The organism is Pseudoalteromonas gelatinilytica (assembly GCF_001641615.1).
Classification (GTDB): Bacteria; Pseudomonadota; Gammaproteobacteria; order Enterobacterales; family Alteromonadaceae; genus Pseudoalteromonas; species Pseudoalteromonas gelatinilytica.
This window is the reverse complement of sequence record NZ_LRRU01000008.1, coordinates 95,913-109,837: the sequence shown is the minus strand read 5'-3', so window position 1 is coordinate 109,837 and position 13,925 is coordinate 95,913. Positions and strand designations below refer to the sequence as shown.

Here is a 13,925-nt window from a genome sequence, read left to right as displayed (position 1 = left end):
CACCGAGATAATTTTTACTTTAATCGCCATACTGGCCTTGTAAAAACCCCGCATACTTTGTTTAGAAAACCGTTTTACTTACCGTATGAAGACATTGTTTGCTATGGCGCAAATGAGCGTAATGTCGGTTCAGCCCGCGGTGGCTCACGTGTATTTGTGTCACTCATGGTGCCGTTAAAATACCCTAAACATTATCGCTTCACTAAGCCCACTTTTTATGTAGGTGGTTCAAATCGTGAATGGGATTCACTGGCATATGCCACAGCCATGACCTTTATGGATACATCCATCCCGCTTGGTACTCACTTATATCAATCGATAGAGCATTACTTCAAAATTGATAAAGATATAACCGAAAAACACGGATTCCCTGAGGAGCTAAAACCCTATTTAGATCCAGTCGATTGCCAAGTAAATAGAGAGGCCGTGTGGTAGTGAGCTTTATTAAGTTAGCATTTATCGCTATTTTTCTTTTTACTTCAACTGAGGTATTCGCAGGCATGTTTGGTTTGTTCAATAAAAATGATTTTTTGTTATCTGCTCCAGTTCAAGGGGTTTTACTAGATAACGGTAAACCGGTGGCAAAGCAAAAAGTAACCCGTTCGCTTACTTATGGTAAAGAATATATTGATAAGACGATCACAGATGAGAATGGCCGCTTTCGTTTTGATGAAAAGCTAATAAGAACGGCCAAGCCTGCAAATATGTTTGATAATGACTCGCTTATTCAACATATCTACCTTGAAAATGGCACCCCCGAAGGTATTGTGCTTTGGTATACAAGTATTTCAATTCATGAAAATAGTAATACCCTTAAAGGGTTGCTTGGCGATCTTGTTTGCGAGCTATCAAACAGCCCACAAACAGTTGATATTCAGATAGAAGAGGCGCCTGAGCATACGTTTGCTATTTACGGTATGTGTGAGCCGAGCAAAGCTAAACTTTATTCTCTTTCTAACAGCACAGCGCCGCTGTGCTCTTCACCTAAATAATCATCTTTGTTGTAGATAGGGCATTTGGCCATTGATAAACAGCCGCAGCCAATGCAACCGTTAACGCGCTCGCGTAATCGTTGCATGTATTGAATTCGTTCATCTAATTGCGTTTGCCAGACTTTTGAAAGAGCTGCCCAATCTTGTTTAGTGGGTGTGCGTTGCTCGGGTAGGGTGCCTAAAGTTTGTTTAATGTCTTCAAGAGTTATGCCCATGGTTTGCGCAGCTTTTATTACGGCAATTCGGCGCAAAACATCGGGTTTATAACGGCGCTGGTTACCGTTATTACGCCAGCTGCGAATAAGCCCTTTCGACTCATAAAAATGCAAGGTCGAAACTTTTACGCCACTGCGTTTTGCCACAAAGCCAACCGCTAGGTTTGCATCAATAAGTTTCTTATCTGACATAATTTTCTCCAAGGTGTTGACCTAAAGTTAGCTTGAGGTTTTACGCTGCGCACATCATAAAAAAGGAGTGATAGTCATGCAACAAAAACCAATAACAAATACGGTAATTATTTATTCAAGTGCGCGAAAAAAGGGTAATACGAGTTTACAAGTTAATGATTATAAAGCGCAGTATGGCGGCGATGTAGTATGTCTAGATGACTATGTTATCTCGCCTTATTGCTACGATAAGCAATATAAAAATGATGACTTTTATGCGGTATTTGAAGCGCTGTTGAATTATCAACACTGGGTGCTGGCATCGCCAGTGTATTGGTATAACACCACACCGCAGTTTAAAGCATTTTTAGACCGGATCACTGATTACATGGATGATGAAACACTCAGGCCAAAACTGAGAACACTGCGTGAAAAGCAGTTTTCATTGCTCTCAAATGCAGGATCTGCACACGCACCTAACGCGTTTATCGAGATGTTTAAAAACACCTTTAATTACTTAGGCATGACCTTTAAAGCGCACCAACATATTGATGCTAGTTAAACGGGTTTAAACAAGGTAGGCTAGAGTAAAAAACAACAGGAACTTTTATGAAATCAACACTGTTAGGTTTATCTTTAGCCTTATTATCTTCGTTTAGTTATGCAGAGCAAGCTGAGCCTGCTATCAAAGGTTTTGGTTTTTATTATGATGTGCCAAACCATGCACCAATCTCTGATCAAACGGTTTTCAAAGTGGCATTTGATGTAGCTGATGCGGCAGAAAAAGGGGCGCAGAATAACAAAATGAACTCATTAGCACGGTTCATTAATATGCATATAGCCCATGGTGTGAAGCCTGAGAACATTCAACTTGCTTTAGTTGTGCATGGTGGCGCAAGTGTTGATGTACTGGAAAACAGTTTTTATAAACAGCGCTTTGATAGTGACAATAAAAATCAGCAATTGATCTCACAATTGTTGGCACATAATACCGTTGTGTATGTGTGTGGGCAGTCTGCAACGCACATGAAGGTAAAGCAGCAACAGCTTATTCCTGGTGTGCAAATGGCGTTATCGGCAATGACGGCGCATGCACAGTTGCAGCAACAAGGTTACACATTGAATCCATTTTAATGAATATCTTATGCTTCGGTGATTCAAACACCTATGGTATTTCGCCCGTCGATGGTAAGCGCTTTGCAGCCGATGAGCGCTGGCCTAGTTTACTGGGTATTAAATTAGGTGCCGGCTACCAAGTTATTGAAGCCGGCCAACCTAATCGTACACTGGTGAACGACCCACCTTTCAGTGGCGATAAACTTGGCATTAAATACTTAGAACCTTACTTAGCGGCTTATCATTTAGATGTGATTGTTATTCAGCTCGGCACGAATGATTTAAAGCGCCGTTTTGCACTGTCGGCTGCTGATATTGCCAAAGCCCTCGAAATATTCATTTTAGATATAAAAAACTACTATCTGCACCGCGAATTACCCAAAATAATGATACTAAGCCCGCCAGCGGTGTATGAGGTTGGCGCGTATCAATCTATTTATGCAGGCGCGGCTGCTAAGTTTGATGAACTAGTCGCGGCTTTTTCTGAACTGTGCCAAGAACAGCAAACTTTGTTCTTGGATATCACAACAATCGCTACGCCTTGCCAGCATGAAGGTGTGCATTTTACCCTTGAATCGCATAGTAATTTAGCCCAAGAGCTTTATAAAAACTTTTTTCATTCAGGTAGGTTTTGAGCATTGTAACCCAAAAAAAAGGGACTTATTCAATGGATAGTATGGCCTATTCTTTTCGTAGATATGTTGCTTGATTTTATTGGTTTAAGCTTATTAATTAGCAACTAAAAAGGTTTAAGGAGAAGTTTAATGGCACCAGTGACTCATCTGTTATTTAGTTGGCTCAGTACCGTCCGCCTTTTTAATAATCGCCGCGAAAGAGCTATTGTAACTTTGGCTGGTGTAGCACCAGATCTAGATGGGCTAGGTATCATTGTTGATAAATTTAATGGAAGCTCAAACTATTACTTTTCCTTTCATCATCATTTAGGGCATTCATTGTTTGCAGCCTTGGTTATCGCAACTCTAGCGATGCTCTTATCTAAAGTACAAAGAGCTAAGGTTTATATTGCATCATTTTTGCTCGTTCAGGTTCACATTTTATTTGATGTGATTGGGTCAAAAAGTCCTGATGGATTTCAGTGGCCTATTCACTATCTATCGCCAGTAAATGATGAATTTCTATTGGTTTGGAGTGGTCAATGGTATTTAAACTCATGGCAAAATATATTGTTTACTTTTTGTTTGGTATGCCTAGCAACTTATTACGCTGTGACTAAAAAATTAACCGTATTTGAGATCATCAATGATGACTTAAACAATGCTGCGATAAGACTAATAGAAAAATATAAATAAATAGCATCAATACAAAAAAGCCACAGGTTATAAAACACTGTGGCTTGGGTATTGATTCTTTCAATCAAGGGGTTTGGGAGAATCGCTTAAAACTCGTAGCTAATGCTTAAGCGTGTAGTACGAGGCATAATGTAACGACCATTCGGTGCATCAGCATTACGAGGGTCACCTTCAGTGATACCTTGCTCGTCAGTTAAGTTATCAACTGCTAATTGCACTTTAATACCTTCCATAGGCTCAACAATTAAACCAATGTCTACTTTTTCGTAACCTTCTAACACAACCGTGTTTTCGTTGTCGCCCCAACGATCATCAACCGCTGAGATTGTGCCGTATAAGGTTGCATACATATCGCTTACTTCAAAGTCATAGCTTGGTGTTACACGTACTTGCCATTTTGGCTGACGTTGGCTTTCGTTACCTTCGTTGCTTGGGCTTTCTGTGATTTCAGTTTCTTGAAGCGTTGAGTTTAAGTTAACTGAGAAACCAGATTCGTGGTTGTAGTTATAATCAAGCTCAATACCGTATGCTTCGTTGGTTAAGATTTCAGCTGGTACACCAGGGCGACGAACAAAAGTGTCACCTTTTACTTCGTTAGTGAAGAATGTTGCATAGAAATCGGTGCTATCAGTTAATAGCTTATAACCAAACTCGGCTTGTGTTACTTCTTTAATTAACTTTTCGCCACCTTCGTATGCGCTAAAGTTATCGCGGAAGTCGTCAAAGTAAGGCATTTTGTAACCACGGTTTACGCGGGCAAACACACCCATGTCATCGTTAATTGAGTAGTTGATACCCGTTGTCCACGATGTTTTGCTTTCGTCATATTGAACAGACTTATCGATTACGCCATCAAGACCTTCATCAACCGAGTATTCCACTTCGTGGTTTTCAAAACGAACACCGGCATCAAGCGTAAAGTCATCGTTGAATTTATATTGAGCTGTTGTGTAAAAGGCATTGGTACGTGCATCGCCTGTAGAGTTGATATCGTAGTTGAAGTCACAACCATCAACACTTGCATTACACTCGATGCCGTCTAGCATTTCGCCGCCTGCTTCAAGGACGTGATACGCTGTGTTACCTAAGCTCCACCAGTCATTTGCTGATGTGCTGGCTGTGTAATAACCAAAGGCCAGTGATAAGTTATCAAGCTTTTTAGCAAATGCTAAATCATTGGTGAATGCGCTAATTTCTTTTAATACCACCCAACGACCAAGTTGTTGAACCGCTGTGTCTGCATCGTATTCTGTGCCAGTTACTGCACCTGTTGCTGTTTCACCGTTATCAGCCACCGCACCAACGGTTGTTGCAGAGCCTGCCGGTACTAAGCCGTACGTGTTTGCATCACCTTTGGTGATGTTGAAGCGATCTGTGAAGCTCCAACCGTTATCGAATTCAAGTTTGATGCTACCGCCAGAAACATGACCTTTCCAACCACGGCCTTCACCTAAGTCGATCTGTTGCTCGTCATTATTTGCGCCTGTGTAGATAGTCGCTTGGCGATTTAAAGTACCCAGCTGCGTGTAGCTTGCGTCAACGCCGTCAACATTAAGTGGTGTTGGTAAGTACCAAGCACCGTGGTCGTCGGTTTGACGGGTGTATAAATTAATGGTGCCGTTTTCTAATTCTTTAGTGATATTAATTGTGAACTGGCTGCCTTTTTCTGATGTGAATCCAGCATCACGAATACCTGGAGAGCTTTTAACATAACCACCCACCATGAAATATAAATCATCCGAAATCTCACCACTTACCACGGCATCAATGCGTTGTAAGTCGTAATCTGAAGTTGTGTATTTGAATACACCTTCGGTATCTTCACTACCACGTTTAAGGCGGAAGTTAGTTGTTAAACCAGGTTGGCCATTTGATACAACAGGGTTTGGACCACCGCGTAATGCCTCCATCGTTTCAATTGTTTCATCTAAACGGAATAACGACGAGTTTTCTAAAAATGACAAAGTAGGCGCAGGGTAAATTGGCGAACCTTCAAGGCTTAATGTTAAGAATGGTGCATCACCACCACCAGGGAAACCACGTACAAATACGTTCGCGCCAGACTCACCACCCGAGCTTTCTACCCACACACCCGGCACGGCTTTGAATAAATCAGCGGTACTTTTTGGCGATAATTTAACAATTTGATCTGCATCGATATTGGTTACTGCATAGCCAGCATCAATTTTACGTACGCCAATACCTGCAGGTGTACCCGATACAATAATACGTTCAACTTTTTCTTTAGCTGGTTGATCAGTTTGCTCTTCGGCCATAACTGTTTGGCCACTTAAAGCTAGCAAAATTGCAGAGGCTAGCGCACTGCGTGTGTATGTAGTTGTCATTGTGTGTTCCCATTTTTTATGTTGTTGAAAGCAATGTATTAGCGAATATTTTGCAATTGTTAACACCTTGCTTTTATAAACCATAAAGATTTATGCAAACGTTTGCAATTTGTTTTTTCAATTTTTTGTCCTTTTTTTACCCACAGGGTGAGTTGGTCTGTTTTGCTTACTGAAAAAATATTATGCTCTTTGGCGCAGCGATTTGGTCAAAATGGTGGTATATTGCCAGCATATGTTTTAAAGGAAAGCAGTGTTTCAGTATCATGAATGATAGAAAATTAAAGTTAGCTGATCTTGCTAAATTAGCCGGTGTTTCTACGTCGACAGTTTCCCGTGCGCTCAATGATAACCCATTGATAAAGAAGGAAACTCGCGACAAGCTTCAACAGTTAGCAAAAAAACATAACTTTAGTTTAAACACGGCTGCTAGCCGCCTTCGCACCCAAAAAACCAATGTTGTTGCGGTTATTATTAACCTCGATGGTGATACAGAACAGTCTATTAACGACCCTTTCTTACTTAAAATTGTTGGTGAAATAAATTTAGCGCTAAATAAATTTGGCTTAGAGTTATTACTTTCTAATTCGTTTATGGCCAGCGATGATTGGGCAAATTACTTTATTAATAGCCGCCGCGCCGATGGCATTATTGTGGTCGGCCAAGGTAAAAGCCAAGCAAATATTGAAGCTGCAGCGAGTGCTGGTGTTCCTCTAGTTGTGTGGGGCGATCCAAAAACACCCAGCAGTTACCCAATTGTTGGCAGCGATAATTATTTAGGTGGTCGCCTAGCGACTGAGCACTTATTGGCAAATGGCGCTAAAAATATTTTGTTTTTAGGTGACCCTGGGCACGCTGAAATTAGTGAACGCCACCGTGGTTATTTAGATGCTATTAATGAAGCCAAAGCCACTCCTCACGTGGTTTCTATCGATATTACTAGTAGTGCTGCTTATAAAGGAATTAACCAATTGTTGGTAGAAAAAGGGCTGTGCTTTGATGGCATTATGGCATGTAGTGACATGGTGGCTTTTGGTGCGATGAAAGCCCTGAAAGAGCGTTACATTAGTATTCCAAACGACGTTGCCCTCGTGGGCTTTGATGATATTGCCATGGCAGATATCAGTCATCCTTCTTTGTCGAGTATTAAACAAAATACTCAACGCGCTTCAGTTATTCTTGTTGAAAAGTTGTTAGCCCAGTTAGCAGGGCAGTCGGTAGAATCTCAAGTTGTTGAAATAGAACTAGTAAATAGGCAGTCGAGCCAGCGCTAAGCCTATTAAATGTTAGCAATATGTGTAATTTTAAATGCAAACGTTTGCATTTTGTTTTGCGCTAAACTAGACTGAATAAAAATAATCGTAGGTTGAAGTGAATGAATCCTATAAGAATAACTATCGCGCTGGCATGCAGCTATTTTGTCTTTGCTATTATGCTTAATAGTGTGGGCACTGTTATTTTACAAGCAATCAATAGCTTAGATGTAAGCAAAACTCAGGCGTCTGTTCTTGAAGGATTTAAGGATCTTAGTATTGCCATTGTGTCATTTTTAGTGGCGTCATTTATCCCTCGTATAGGCTATAAAATTGCCATGCTTGGCGCTTTATTACTGGTTGCAGTGATGTGCTTGGTTGTTCCGAGCATTGCCGACTTTTGGGTATTAAAAGCGCTCTTTGCCGCAATTGGTTGCAGCTTTGCAGTAATGAAAATCTCTGTTTACTCTGTTATTGGTCAAGTGACTGATAATGCAAATAAACATTCAGCGTTATTAAACACCATTGAAGGGGTGTTTATGCTAGGTGTGCTGTCGGGTTATTGGATTTTTGCGTTATTTATAGACGCTGATGACCCGCAAAGTAGCCACTGGTTGAATGTTTATTACTTGCTTGCAGCGATTGTTGCGGTGGCGTTTGTTTCTGTGCTTGCGGCACCAATAAAATCGCCAGAACTAAAAACTAATCAGCAATCTCAGCTTCATGACTTTATAGATATGTTAAAGCTGACTTACCAACCCCTTGTGCTTATTTTTGTTGTTAGTGCATTTATGTATGTACTAATAGAGCAAGGCGTGGGCACTTGGCTACCGACCTTTAATAACCAAGTTTTAAAATTGCCTGTTGATGTCAGTATCCAACTTGCCAGTTTGTTTGCAGCTGCGTTAGCGCTTGGTCGTTTGGTAGCAGGGCAAGTACTTAGGTTTATTAGTTGGTTTAGTTTATTAATGGGCTGCTTGGTCGCTATGGGGGTGCTCGTATTATTGGTGCTGCCTTTGACTCACGATGTTGATGGTAGCCAAGTGAAAAGTGTGTTTGATGTGCCTTTTGCAGCATACATGCTGCCGTTGATTGGCTTTTTTATGGCACCGATTTACCCGTTACTTAACTCTGTGATGCTGAGTTCACTTGCTAAGCACAAGCATGCGGCTATGACAGGTTTAATTGTGGTTTTTTCAGCATTAGGTGGAACAACAGGCTCAATTATTACGGGCTTTGTATTCGATAAATTTAGCGGTCAGCATGCGTTTTATCTCACATTAGTGCCAATAGCCTTGCTATTAATCACCGTTTCAATCTTTAAGAAAATTACCCTAAAACCACAGTATCAAGCGGCTTCAAGCGCAGAATAAGGGATTGTCATGAACTTCGTTAATAGCCAATTATTTAAAGACGTACAGCTAGCAGAAGTGTTTGCTGATTCAAAAATGTTTGCCGATGCTGTGCCAAACTTATCTTGGCAAAGTGCTTGTGAGTTATATCAACTTGTAGGCCCTTTAAAAGGTGATGCGCTGCGTGAATTTGTGATGTCGAACTTTGTGTTTGCTGATCAGTCTATTCCGACTGCGAAATTAGATACCACTTCGGTTAAACAGTATATTCTTGATTTATGGCCGCATTTGCATCGCAATGCTGATACAGATTTAGCAAGCTCACTAATGCCCTTGCAGTTTGACTACATTGTACCGGGTGGTCGTTTTCAAGAAATTTATTATTGGGATAGTTATTTTACAGCCTTGGGTTTAGAAGATTGTGGCGACCTAGCCACCATTGAAGCCATGGTTAATAACTTTATAGACCTACAAGAACGTAATGGCTGTATTCCAAATGGTAACCGAGTTTATTATAGCTCTCGCTCGCAACCACCTGTTTTGGCGTTAATGATAGCGATGCTATGGGACGCTAAATATAAACAAGAAGCAGATTTAACTTGGCTGGCAAACGCCGTCAAAGCACTTGAAGCTGAGTATCAATTTTGGATGCAAGGCTGTAATGATCTTAGCAGTGAAACGCCTGCTATTAGGCGTGTTGTAAAAATGCCTAATAAGGCTATTTTAAACCGCTATTGGGATAGTGCGGCAACACCTCGTCCAGAGTCATTAAAAGAAGATTTACATGACGCTGAAGGGCTAACAACTGAGCAGCAGCAACGTTATTTTCAACATATTCGTGCGGCATGCGAGTCTGGCTGGGATTTTAGTAGCCGTTGGCTTTGCGATCATGATGATCTAAAAAGCATTGAAACAACCAATATCATACCGGTTGATTTGAATAGCTTACTGTATAACTTAGAGCATACATTATCTCGTTTTTATCGGTTACTTGGTGAAGAACAAAAGAGTCAATCAATTGCTGAGCTGGCTACACTGCGCTTAGATGCAATTAATACCTATTGTTGGAATTCTGAGGCGGGTGTTTATCGTGATTACAACATTCGACTCAATCAGCAAAGTAGTGTTGATTCGATGGCAATGGCTGTTCCTTTGTTTGTAGGCGCTGCATCTGTACAACAAGCTCAACAAGTGAAGCAAAAACTGATGAGTGAGTTTTTAAAGCCCGGTGGTTTAGTGACAACATTGTGTAGTACACCACAACAATGGGATAGTCCTAACGGTTGGGCGCCGCTGCAATGGTTTGCTGTAAAAGGTTTAACAGAGTATGGCTTTGTCAGCGAGGCACAGGCGATCATGAAAAACTGGCTGAGTATGATCGAAATGCGTTTTGCAGAGGATAAGTGCCTGCTTGAAAAGTATAATGTGTGCGAATTAGTCAGTCGTGCAGGTGGTGGCGAATACACAGTACAGCAAGGGTTTGGTTGGACAAACGGTGTAACTTCACGTTTTTACACACTACTCAATGACTCGCTGTAAAAGGTGAGATGCGGTATAGTTGGTTTACATTCTGTTAACTTTGGTGTCTGGCCATCCAAATGGGTTAGCAATGTTGTAAATTGCCAAAATAAAGGCTTATAAATGGTTGAATCATGTATCCAAATTGGGTATTGTGAATAAAATGTTTCAAGGAAGAAATGAGATGATTCAACCAACTTCTGTATTTCTAAAAACACAGCCAAGGTTACAAAACCGCAGCCAAAATTATCAATATTTAATTAAAATACTCGATGCGTTTTTTATGCGTGTGAAAGTCGATGCAAGCTTGCCTCATGAGTCTATGCGCGATGAGTTTAATCTTTATTTAATTGATAGCACTGATGCACATTGGAAAGACTTATTACCTGCTGAGTTAGTGCAACTTGCTAAGCAACATTTAGTGGTTATTTTTAATGCGGACGCTAATGCAATTTGCGAAAAAAACTTACTTTTAAATGGCATTAAAGGGGTGTTTTTTGCAGATCAATCACCTGAAGATATTTTTGCAGGGCTGGTCAGAGTGATCAATGGCGAGCTGTTTTTTAGCCGTAAAAGTATTTCTACTACGTTTAATCATATGCTGTCAGCAATGTCTCGTAGCCAATTCAATGCTAGTAACGATTCGGTAAATACAGATATTGACCTCAGCTTACTGACTAAACGAGAAAAATCAGTGATTCACTTACTTGCCCAAGGTGCGAGTAATCGAGATATCGCAGAGCGTTTAAATATCAGCGACCATACAGTTAAAACCCATCTGTACAGTGCATTCAAGAAAACGGCATCGCGTAACCGCGTGGAGCTGGCTAATTGGGCACAAAATTACATGGCAGTGAGTTTGTCTTTACAAAATACACAGTGACAAACTATAGCCAGTTTAATCCCAGTGGTAGTGTTTGATCAGAATATTCGATATGTATCACTCGACGGTGTGTTGGCTTTAATGCTTTACTTGAGCTGTGCAGAAGTAGGGGCTTCATTACTAATAAATCTCCTGCCTGTGCAATACAGTCAATGGCTTTTTTATTAGCAACATATTCGTCTATCTCTGCTTTAGATAAAATTCCATTTCGATAGCTGTTAGGGATAACTTTTAAGCAGCCATTTTCAGCCGTAGTATTGTCAAGGTGAATACGCAGGGTGACCATATTATCAAGTAACTCTCGAGGTGGCTGTACATGATGCTGCCCATCTTTAATAGACCAAAATTTCCAGCCAGTTAGATCGTGTTGTTGACTAACTGCGATAGTTCGGTCTTGGTGCCAAGGAACAAGCCAATTTTTATCGGGGTTTTTGTCGAATAAAATGACCCTCACAACCTGCGCATTCGGCGATAAAAATTGCGCGGCTTTTTGTTGTAAGTAGGGCATTCTTATTAGCTTTGCTACTGTTGCTAACTTTTTATCAGCATGACGCAAACCATGTTTTGGGTGATTAGAAGGTAGTTGCTCTATTTCTGCTACTATTTCAGCCACTTGCTCGATGCTTAAAAATCCAGATTCAAGCAAGTAGCCTTCAAAATCATGTTTCCGTTTAGCTTCCATTATTCGAGCCTCGGTTCGATTTAGATGTGAGCTTATTCATAAAGTACAGTGGAATACACAGTATTAATAATCCCAGCCATTGCCATAATGGCGCAAAAAGAAACACCAGTGCTGATTGTGCATCATGAGAAAAATAGATTGAACCTATGGTCACAGTACCAAATAAGACACACATAATAGTGGCAATAAACGTGGCGATTTGTGTCACTCTTGTTTTACTGTGTTCAACCATCCACGCCATTAATAAATAGGGCGAAATACCCCATAAAACAAAACCAATTGGCAGACTTTTTGAACTGTCAAAATTATCAATGGTGATGACTAGGGTAATCAGTGCGGCTAAAACAATAAGAGAATAAGCGCATTTGGAGAAAGTAATCCATTTCATAAATAAAACTTAATTAACTGAATGCTATAAGTATTTATTTCGATGGATAATTAAGCAGAAAGTTCAAATTGGGCGCTGTGATGTACAGCGCCACAATAATATACTCATTAAATTAGACTGCTTTTGCAGACCAAATGCCTTTGCTAATACCTTTTAATACAAGGTCGCTAAGCGCTTTTTCAATTGCTTGCGTGACGCAAATACTCATAGGTTCATTGTCGGTGAATCCGGCTTCTGCTTCTGCAAGACGCTTGTAGCTCACATAGCGAAAGAAGCCTGCGCGCATTTCTTGGCTGAGCACTTTTTTGCTTGTCGCAACGGATAGCAAAACTTGGCCTGTGCGAACATCAACAGCGCGTAAATAAATTGAGATTGCATCTTCACGGTATAACTCTGATGCGCCAATCCCAAAGTATTCCATACCAATCCCGCCGGTTTTGATATTTGTGTCGTAGCTAATGATACCGCCTTCTAAGATTATCTTAGCTGTCGTGAGCGGTGGCAATTCAGGTAGCTTATCGTTTTCGGCCTGCGCAGCGCGAATAATTTTACGCTCAGTTAAGATATTTTGTAGACCTTCGCGTTCTACCGGAATAAACCAATCAGATTCATGTAATGCTTGCACTAAAATAGAGTTGGCGCCTTGGGTCACTGCGGTAGAAAACGAGCTAACATTTGCCTGTGGTTTGTATTGCCCAGTTTGGTCACGAAATGAGTACACTGACACAGGAATGCTTCCCATTGGTTGAGGAAGGGCTTGTAAAGCCTGGAATGTTTCGGTTGGCTCAAGAGAGTCTGCCAGTTGTTTAGTCGGCGGTATTAAATTGCCCATTGCTGAACAACCCGACAGAAGTAATACCATTGCTGCTAATGTGAGTGTCTTCATTATCCAAACCTCGGTACTTCAATGACTGTCACTGTGCCATCAGCGGTGTTGGTAATTCTAACGGTGATTGTGTCACTGGTACTGGTGATAATTTGAATTTCATAATCACCCGTCATAAAGGTCGAGTCACCATTAAAGATGCTGTCGTCGATTTCGTCACCAAATGCCATATCTGTGATTTCTCGTACCATTCTATTTAAGTAGGTACGCTCTAACGAATCTTGAAATTTTTCCCCGTAGGTCTGTTCTACAACCGGCGCTTTGTGTTTATTTTGCGATTGCGCTTTGTTAAGTAGCATGCTGCCATTTAGTGGGCTGCCACCAAAGCTTGGGTTAATTGGGGTATAAACGAGTTCGGTTGCCCAACTAGAAAGAGGGCAGAGGATTATTATTAGTGTTGTTAAGTATTTCATTTTACCATCCATCTTTTGCCATATCGGGTGATGATTGCTGCATTTGACTGCGTGCCATGGCATCCATCACGCTATACATGGCTTGTTTTACACGCTCATCTAATGGCTCTAAGCGACGTCCTAAATAAGTGACGTACACTATTTGGTTATTCATTCTTAAGGCAAGTCGAGTCCCCGCTCTGGGTAATACCGTTTCTTTTATTTCGATATTAAAACCTGCTGTTGAAGGTAAGTCGCGCCATAGGTTGGCAAATTCAAAATAAAATTGATGACCAAATCGGCTAATACTTCTATCGAGTACTAAGCCATCGATTTCGAGATCTTCACCAAAACTAGTCGTACTTTGAGCTGCAAGCACGATGCAACATATACGTAGTAAGTTTATTATTTTCATAGTGGAATGA

Annotated in this window: 16 protein-coding genes and 1 pseudogene; 10 read left to right on the top strand and 7 right to left on the bottom strand. The window is 40.8% G+C overall.

The annotated features are described in order from the left end of the window. A pseudogene (locus NH153_RS21835) lies at positions 1–435 on the top strand (hypothetical protein); the annotation flags it as partial. Then, positions 435–992, top strand: coding sequence for a DUF6795 domain-containing protein (locus NH153_RS04275; protein WP_240494353.1), 558 nt, complete (start codon positions 435–437; stop codon positions 990–992). The pseudogene NH153_RS21835 and the gene NH153_RS04275, both read left to right, overlap by 1 nt. Here NH153_RS04275 and soxR read toward each other — a convergent pair. Beyond that, positions 944–1,399 (bottom strand): redox-sensitive transcriptional activator SoxR, encoded by a 456-nt coding sequence (gene soxR, locus NH153_RS04270; protein ID WP_063701340.1) that lies wholly within the window; start codon positions 1,397–1,399, stop codon positions 944–946. The two genes, NH153_RS04275 and soxR, sit on opposite strands and share 49 nt — an antisense overlap. Positions 1,400–1,475: 76 nt before the next feature. Here soxR and NH153_RS04265 point away from each other — a divergent pair, with 76 nt between their 5' ends. The 4 genes from NH153_RS04265 to NH153_RS04250 all read left to right on the top strand — a co-directional run bounded on the left by NH153_RS04265 (position 1,476) and on the right by NH153_RS04250 (position 3,804). Continuing rightward, on the top strand, positions 1,476–1,940 hold the full coding sequence (locus NH153_RS04265) for a flavodoxin family protein (RefSeq protein WP_062565811.1): 465 nt from the start codon (positions 1,476–1,478) through the stop codon (positions 1,938–1,940). Between the two features lie 47 nt (positions 1,941–1,987). Continuing rightward, positions 1,988–2,512, top strand: a complete 525-nt coding sequence (locus NH153_RS04260) for a DsrE family protein (protein WP_063701337.1) — start codon at positions 1,988–1,990, stop codon at positions 2,510–2,512. Beyond that, the gene (locus NH153_RS04255) at positions 2,512–3,129 is read left to right on the top strand and encodes an SGNH/GDSL hydrolase family protein (RefSeq protein WP_082873988.1); all 618 of its coding nucleotides are present in this window, start codon (positions 2,512–2,514) and stop codon (positions 3,127–3,129) included. The genes NH153_RS04260 and NH153_RS04255 overlap by 1 nt, the downstream gene beginning before the upstream one ends. Before the next feature lie 129 nt (positions 3,130–3,258). Beyond that, positions 3,259–3,804 (top strand): metal-dependent hydrolase, encoded by a 546-nt coding sequence (locus NH153_RS04250; protein ID WP_063701335.1) that lies wholly within the window; start codon positions 3,259–3,261, stop codon positions 3,802–3,804. Positions 3,805–3,890: 86 nt separating this feature from the next. On the opposite strand, the gene NH153_RS04245 is transcribed toward NH153_RS04250, so the two are convergent. Beyond that, positions 3,891–6,149: a TonB-dependent receptor gene (locus NH153_RS04245; protein WP_063701331.1), complete on the bottom strand. Its 2,259-nt coding sequence runs from the start codon at positions 6,147–6,149 to the stop codon at positions 3,891–3,893. 263 nt (positions 6,150–6,412) lie between these two features. Between NH153_RS04245 and NH153_RS04240 the strand changes: the two genes are divergently transcribed. The 4 genes from NH153_RS04240 to NH153_RS04225 all read left to right on the top strand — a co-directional run bounded on the left by NH153_RS04240 (position 6,413) and on the right by NH153_RS04225 (position 11,152). Next, positions 6,413–7,420, top strand: a complete 1,008-nt coding sequence (locus NH153_RS04240; RefSeq protein ID WP_063701328.1) for a LacI family DNA-binding transcriptional regulator — start codon at positions 6,413–6,415, stop codon at positions 7,418–7,420. A 101-nt stretch (positions 7,421–7,521) separates the two neighbouring features. Beyond that, positions 7,522–8,772 (top strand): MFS transporter, encoded by a 1,251-nt coding sequence (locus NH153_RS04235; protein ID WP_063701326.1) that lies wholly within the window; start codon positions 7,522–7,524, stop codon positions 8,770–8,772. A 9-nt stretch (positions 8,773–8,781) separates the two neighbouring features. Then, positions 8,782–10,290, top strand: coding sequence for a trehalase family glycosidase (locus NH153_RS04230; protein ID WP_063701323.1), 1,509 nt, complete (start codon positions 8,782–8,784; stop codon positions 10,288–10,290). Between the two features lie 163 nt (positions 10,291–10,453). Then, positions 10,454–11,152 (top strand): helix-turn-helix transcriptional regulator, encoded by a 699-nt coding sequence (locus tag NH153_RS04225; protein ID WP_063528060.1) that lies wholly within the window; start codon positions 10,454–10,456, stop codon positions 11,150–11,152. A 4-nt stretch (positions 11,153–11,156) separates the two neighbouring features. Here the strand turns inward: NH153_RS04225 and NH153_RS04220 are convergent, their stop codons facing one another. The 5 genes from NH153_RS04220 to NH153_RS04200 all read right to left on the bottom strand — a co-directional run bounded on the left by NH153_RS04220 (position 11,157) and on the right by NH153_RS04200 (position 13,915). Continuing rightward, complete coding sequence (locus NH153_RS04220; protein WP_063701320.1) at positions 11,157–11,834, bottom strand: phytanoyl-CoA dioxygenase family protein; 678 nt, start codon at positions 11,832–11,834, stop codon at positions 11,157–11,159. Further along, positions 11,824–12,222, bottom strand: a complete 399-nt coding sequence (locus NH153_RS04215) for a hypothetical protein (RefSeq protein ID WP_063701317.1) — start codon at positions 12,220–12,222, stop codon at positions 11,824–11,826. The genes NH153_RS04220 and NH153_RS04215 overlap by 11 nt, the downstream gene beginning before the upstream one ends. 112 nt (positions 12,223–12,334) lie before the next feature. Then, a complete protein-coding gene (locus tag NH153_RS04210) occupies positions 12,335–13,108 on the bottom strand; it encodes a CsgG/HfaB family protein (protein ID WP_063701314.1) in 774 nt (257 codons plus the stop codon). Further along, complete coding sequence (locus NH153_RS04205; protein ID WP_063701311.1) at positions 13,108–13,533, bottom strand: curli assembly protein CsgF; 426 nt, start codon at positions 13,531–13,533, stop codon at positions 13,108–13,110. The genes NH153_RS04210 and NH153_RS04205 overlap by 1 nt, the downstream gene beginning before the upstream one ends. Further along, positions 13,523–13,915 carry a curli production assembly/transport protein CsgE gene (locus tag NH153_RS04200; protein WP_063701308.1) on the bottom strand — a complete coding sequence of 131 codons (393 nt, stop codon included), beginning with the start codon at positions 13,913–13,915 and terminating at the stop codon, positions 13,523–13,525. The genes NH153_RS04205 and NH153_RS04200 overlap by 11 nt, the downstream gene beginning before the upstream one ends. Positions 13,916–13,925 lie beyond the last annotated feature (10 nt).

Coding starts and splice junctions, on each gene's coding strand:
- soxR (WP_063701340.1), bottom strand. CDS start 1,399: ATGTCAGATAAGAAACTTATTGATGCAAACCTAGCGGTTGGCTTTGTG.
- NH153_RS04265 (WP_062565811.1), top strand. CDS start 1,476: ATGCAACAAAAACCAATAACAAATACGGTAATTATTTATTCAAGTGCG.
- NH153_RS04260 (WP_063701337.1), top strand. CDS start 1,988: ATGAAATCAACACTGTTAGGTTTATCTTTAGCCTTATTATCTTCGTTT.
- NH153_RS04255 (WP_082873988.1), top strand. CDS start 2,512: ATGAATATCTTATGCTTCGGTGATTCAAACACCTATGGTATTTCGCCC.
- NH153_RS04250 (WP_063701335.1), top strand. CDS start 3,259: ATGGCACCAGTGACTCATCTGTTATTTAGTTGGCTCAGTACCGTCCGC.
- NH153_RS04245 (WP_063701331.1), bottom strand. CDS start 6,149: ATGACAACTACATACACACGCAGTGCGCTAGCCTCTGCAATTTTGCTA.
- NH153_RS04240 (WP_063701328.1), top strand. CDS start 6,413: ATGAATGATAGAAAATTAAAGTTAGCTGATCTTGCTAAATTAGCCGGT.
- NH153_RS04235 (WP_063701326.1), top strand. CDS start 7,522: ATGAATCCTATAAGAATAACTATCGCGCTGGCATGCAGCTATTTTGTC.
- NH153_RS04230 (WP_063701323.1), top strand. CDS start 8,782: ATGAACTTCGTTAATAGCCAATTATTTAAAGACGTACAGCTAGCAGAA.
- NH153_RS04225 (WP_063528060.1), top strand. CDS start 10,454: ATGATTCAACCAACTTCTGTATTTCTAAAAACACAGCCAAGGTTACAA.
- NH153_RS04220 (WP_063701320.1), bottom strand. CDS start 11,834: ATGGAAGCTAAACGGAAACATGATTTTGAAGGCTACTTGCTTGAATCT.
- NH153_RS04215 (WP_063701317.1), bottom strand. CDS start 12,222: ATGAAATGGATTACTTTCTCCAAATGCGCTTATTCTCTTATTGTTTTA.
- NH153_RS04210 (WP_063701314.1), bottom strand. CDS start 13,108: ATGAAGACACTCACATTAGCAGCAATGGTATTACTTCTGTCGGGTTGT.
- NH153_RS04205 (WP_063701311.1), bottom strand. CDS start 13,533: ATGGATGGTAAAATGAAATACTTAACAACACTAATAATAATCCTCTGC.
- NH153_RS04200 (WP_063701308.1), bottom strand. CDS start 13,915: ATGAAAATAATAAACTTACTACGTATATGTTGCATCGTGCTTGCAGCT.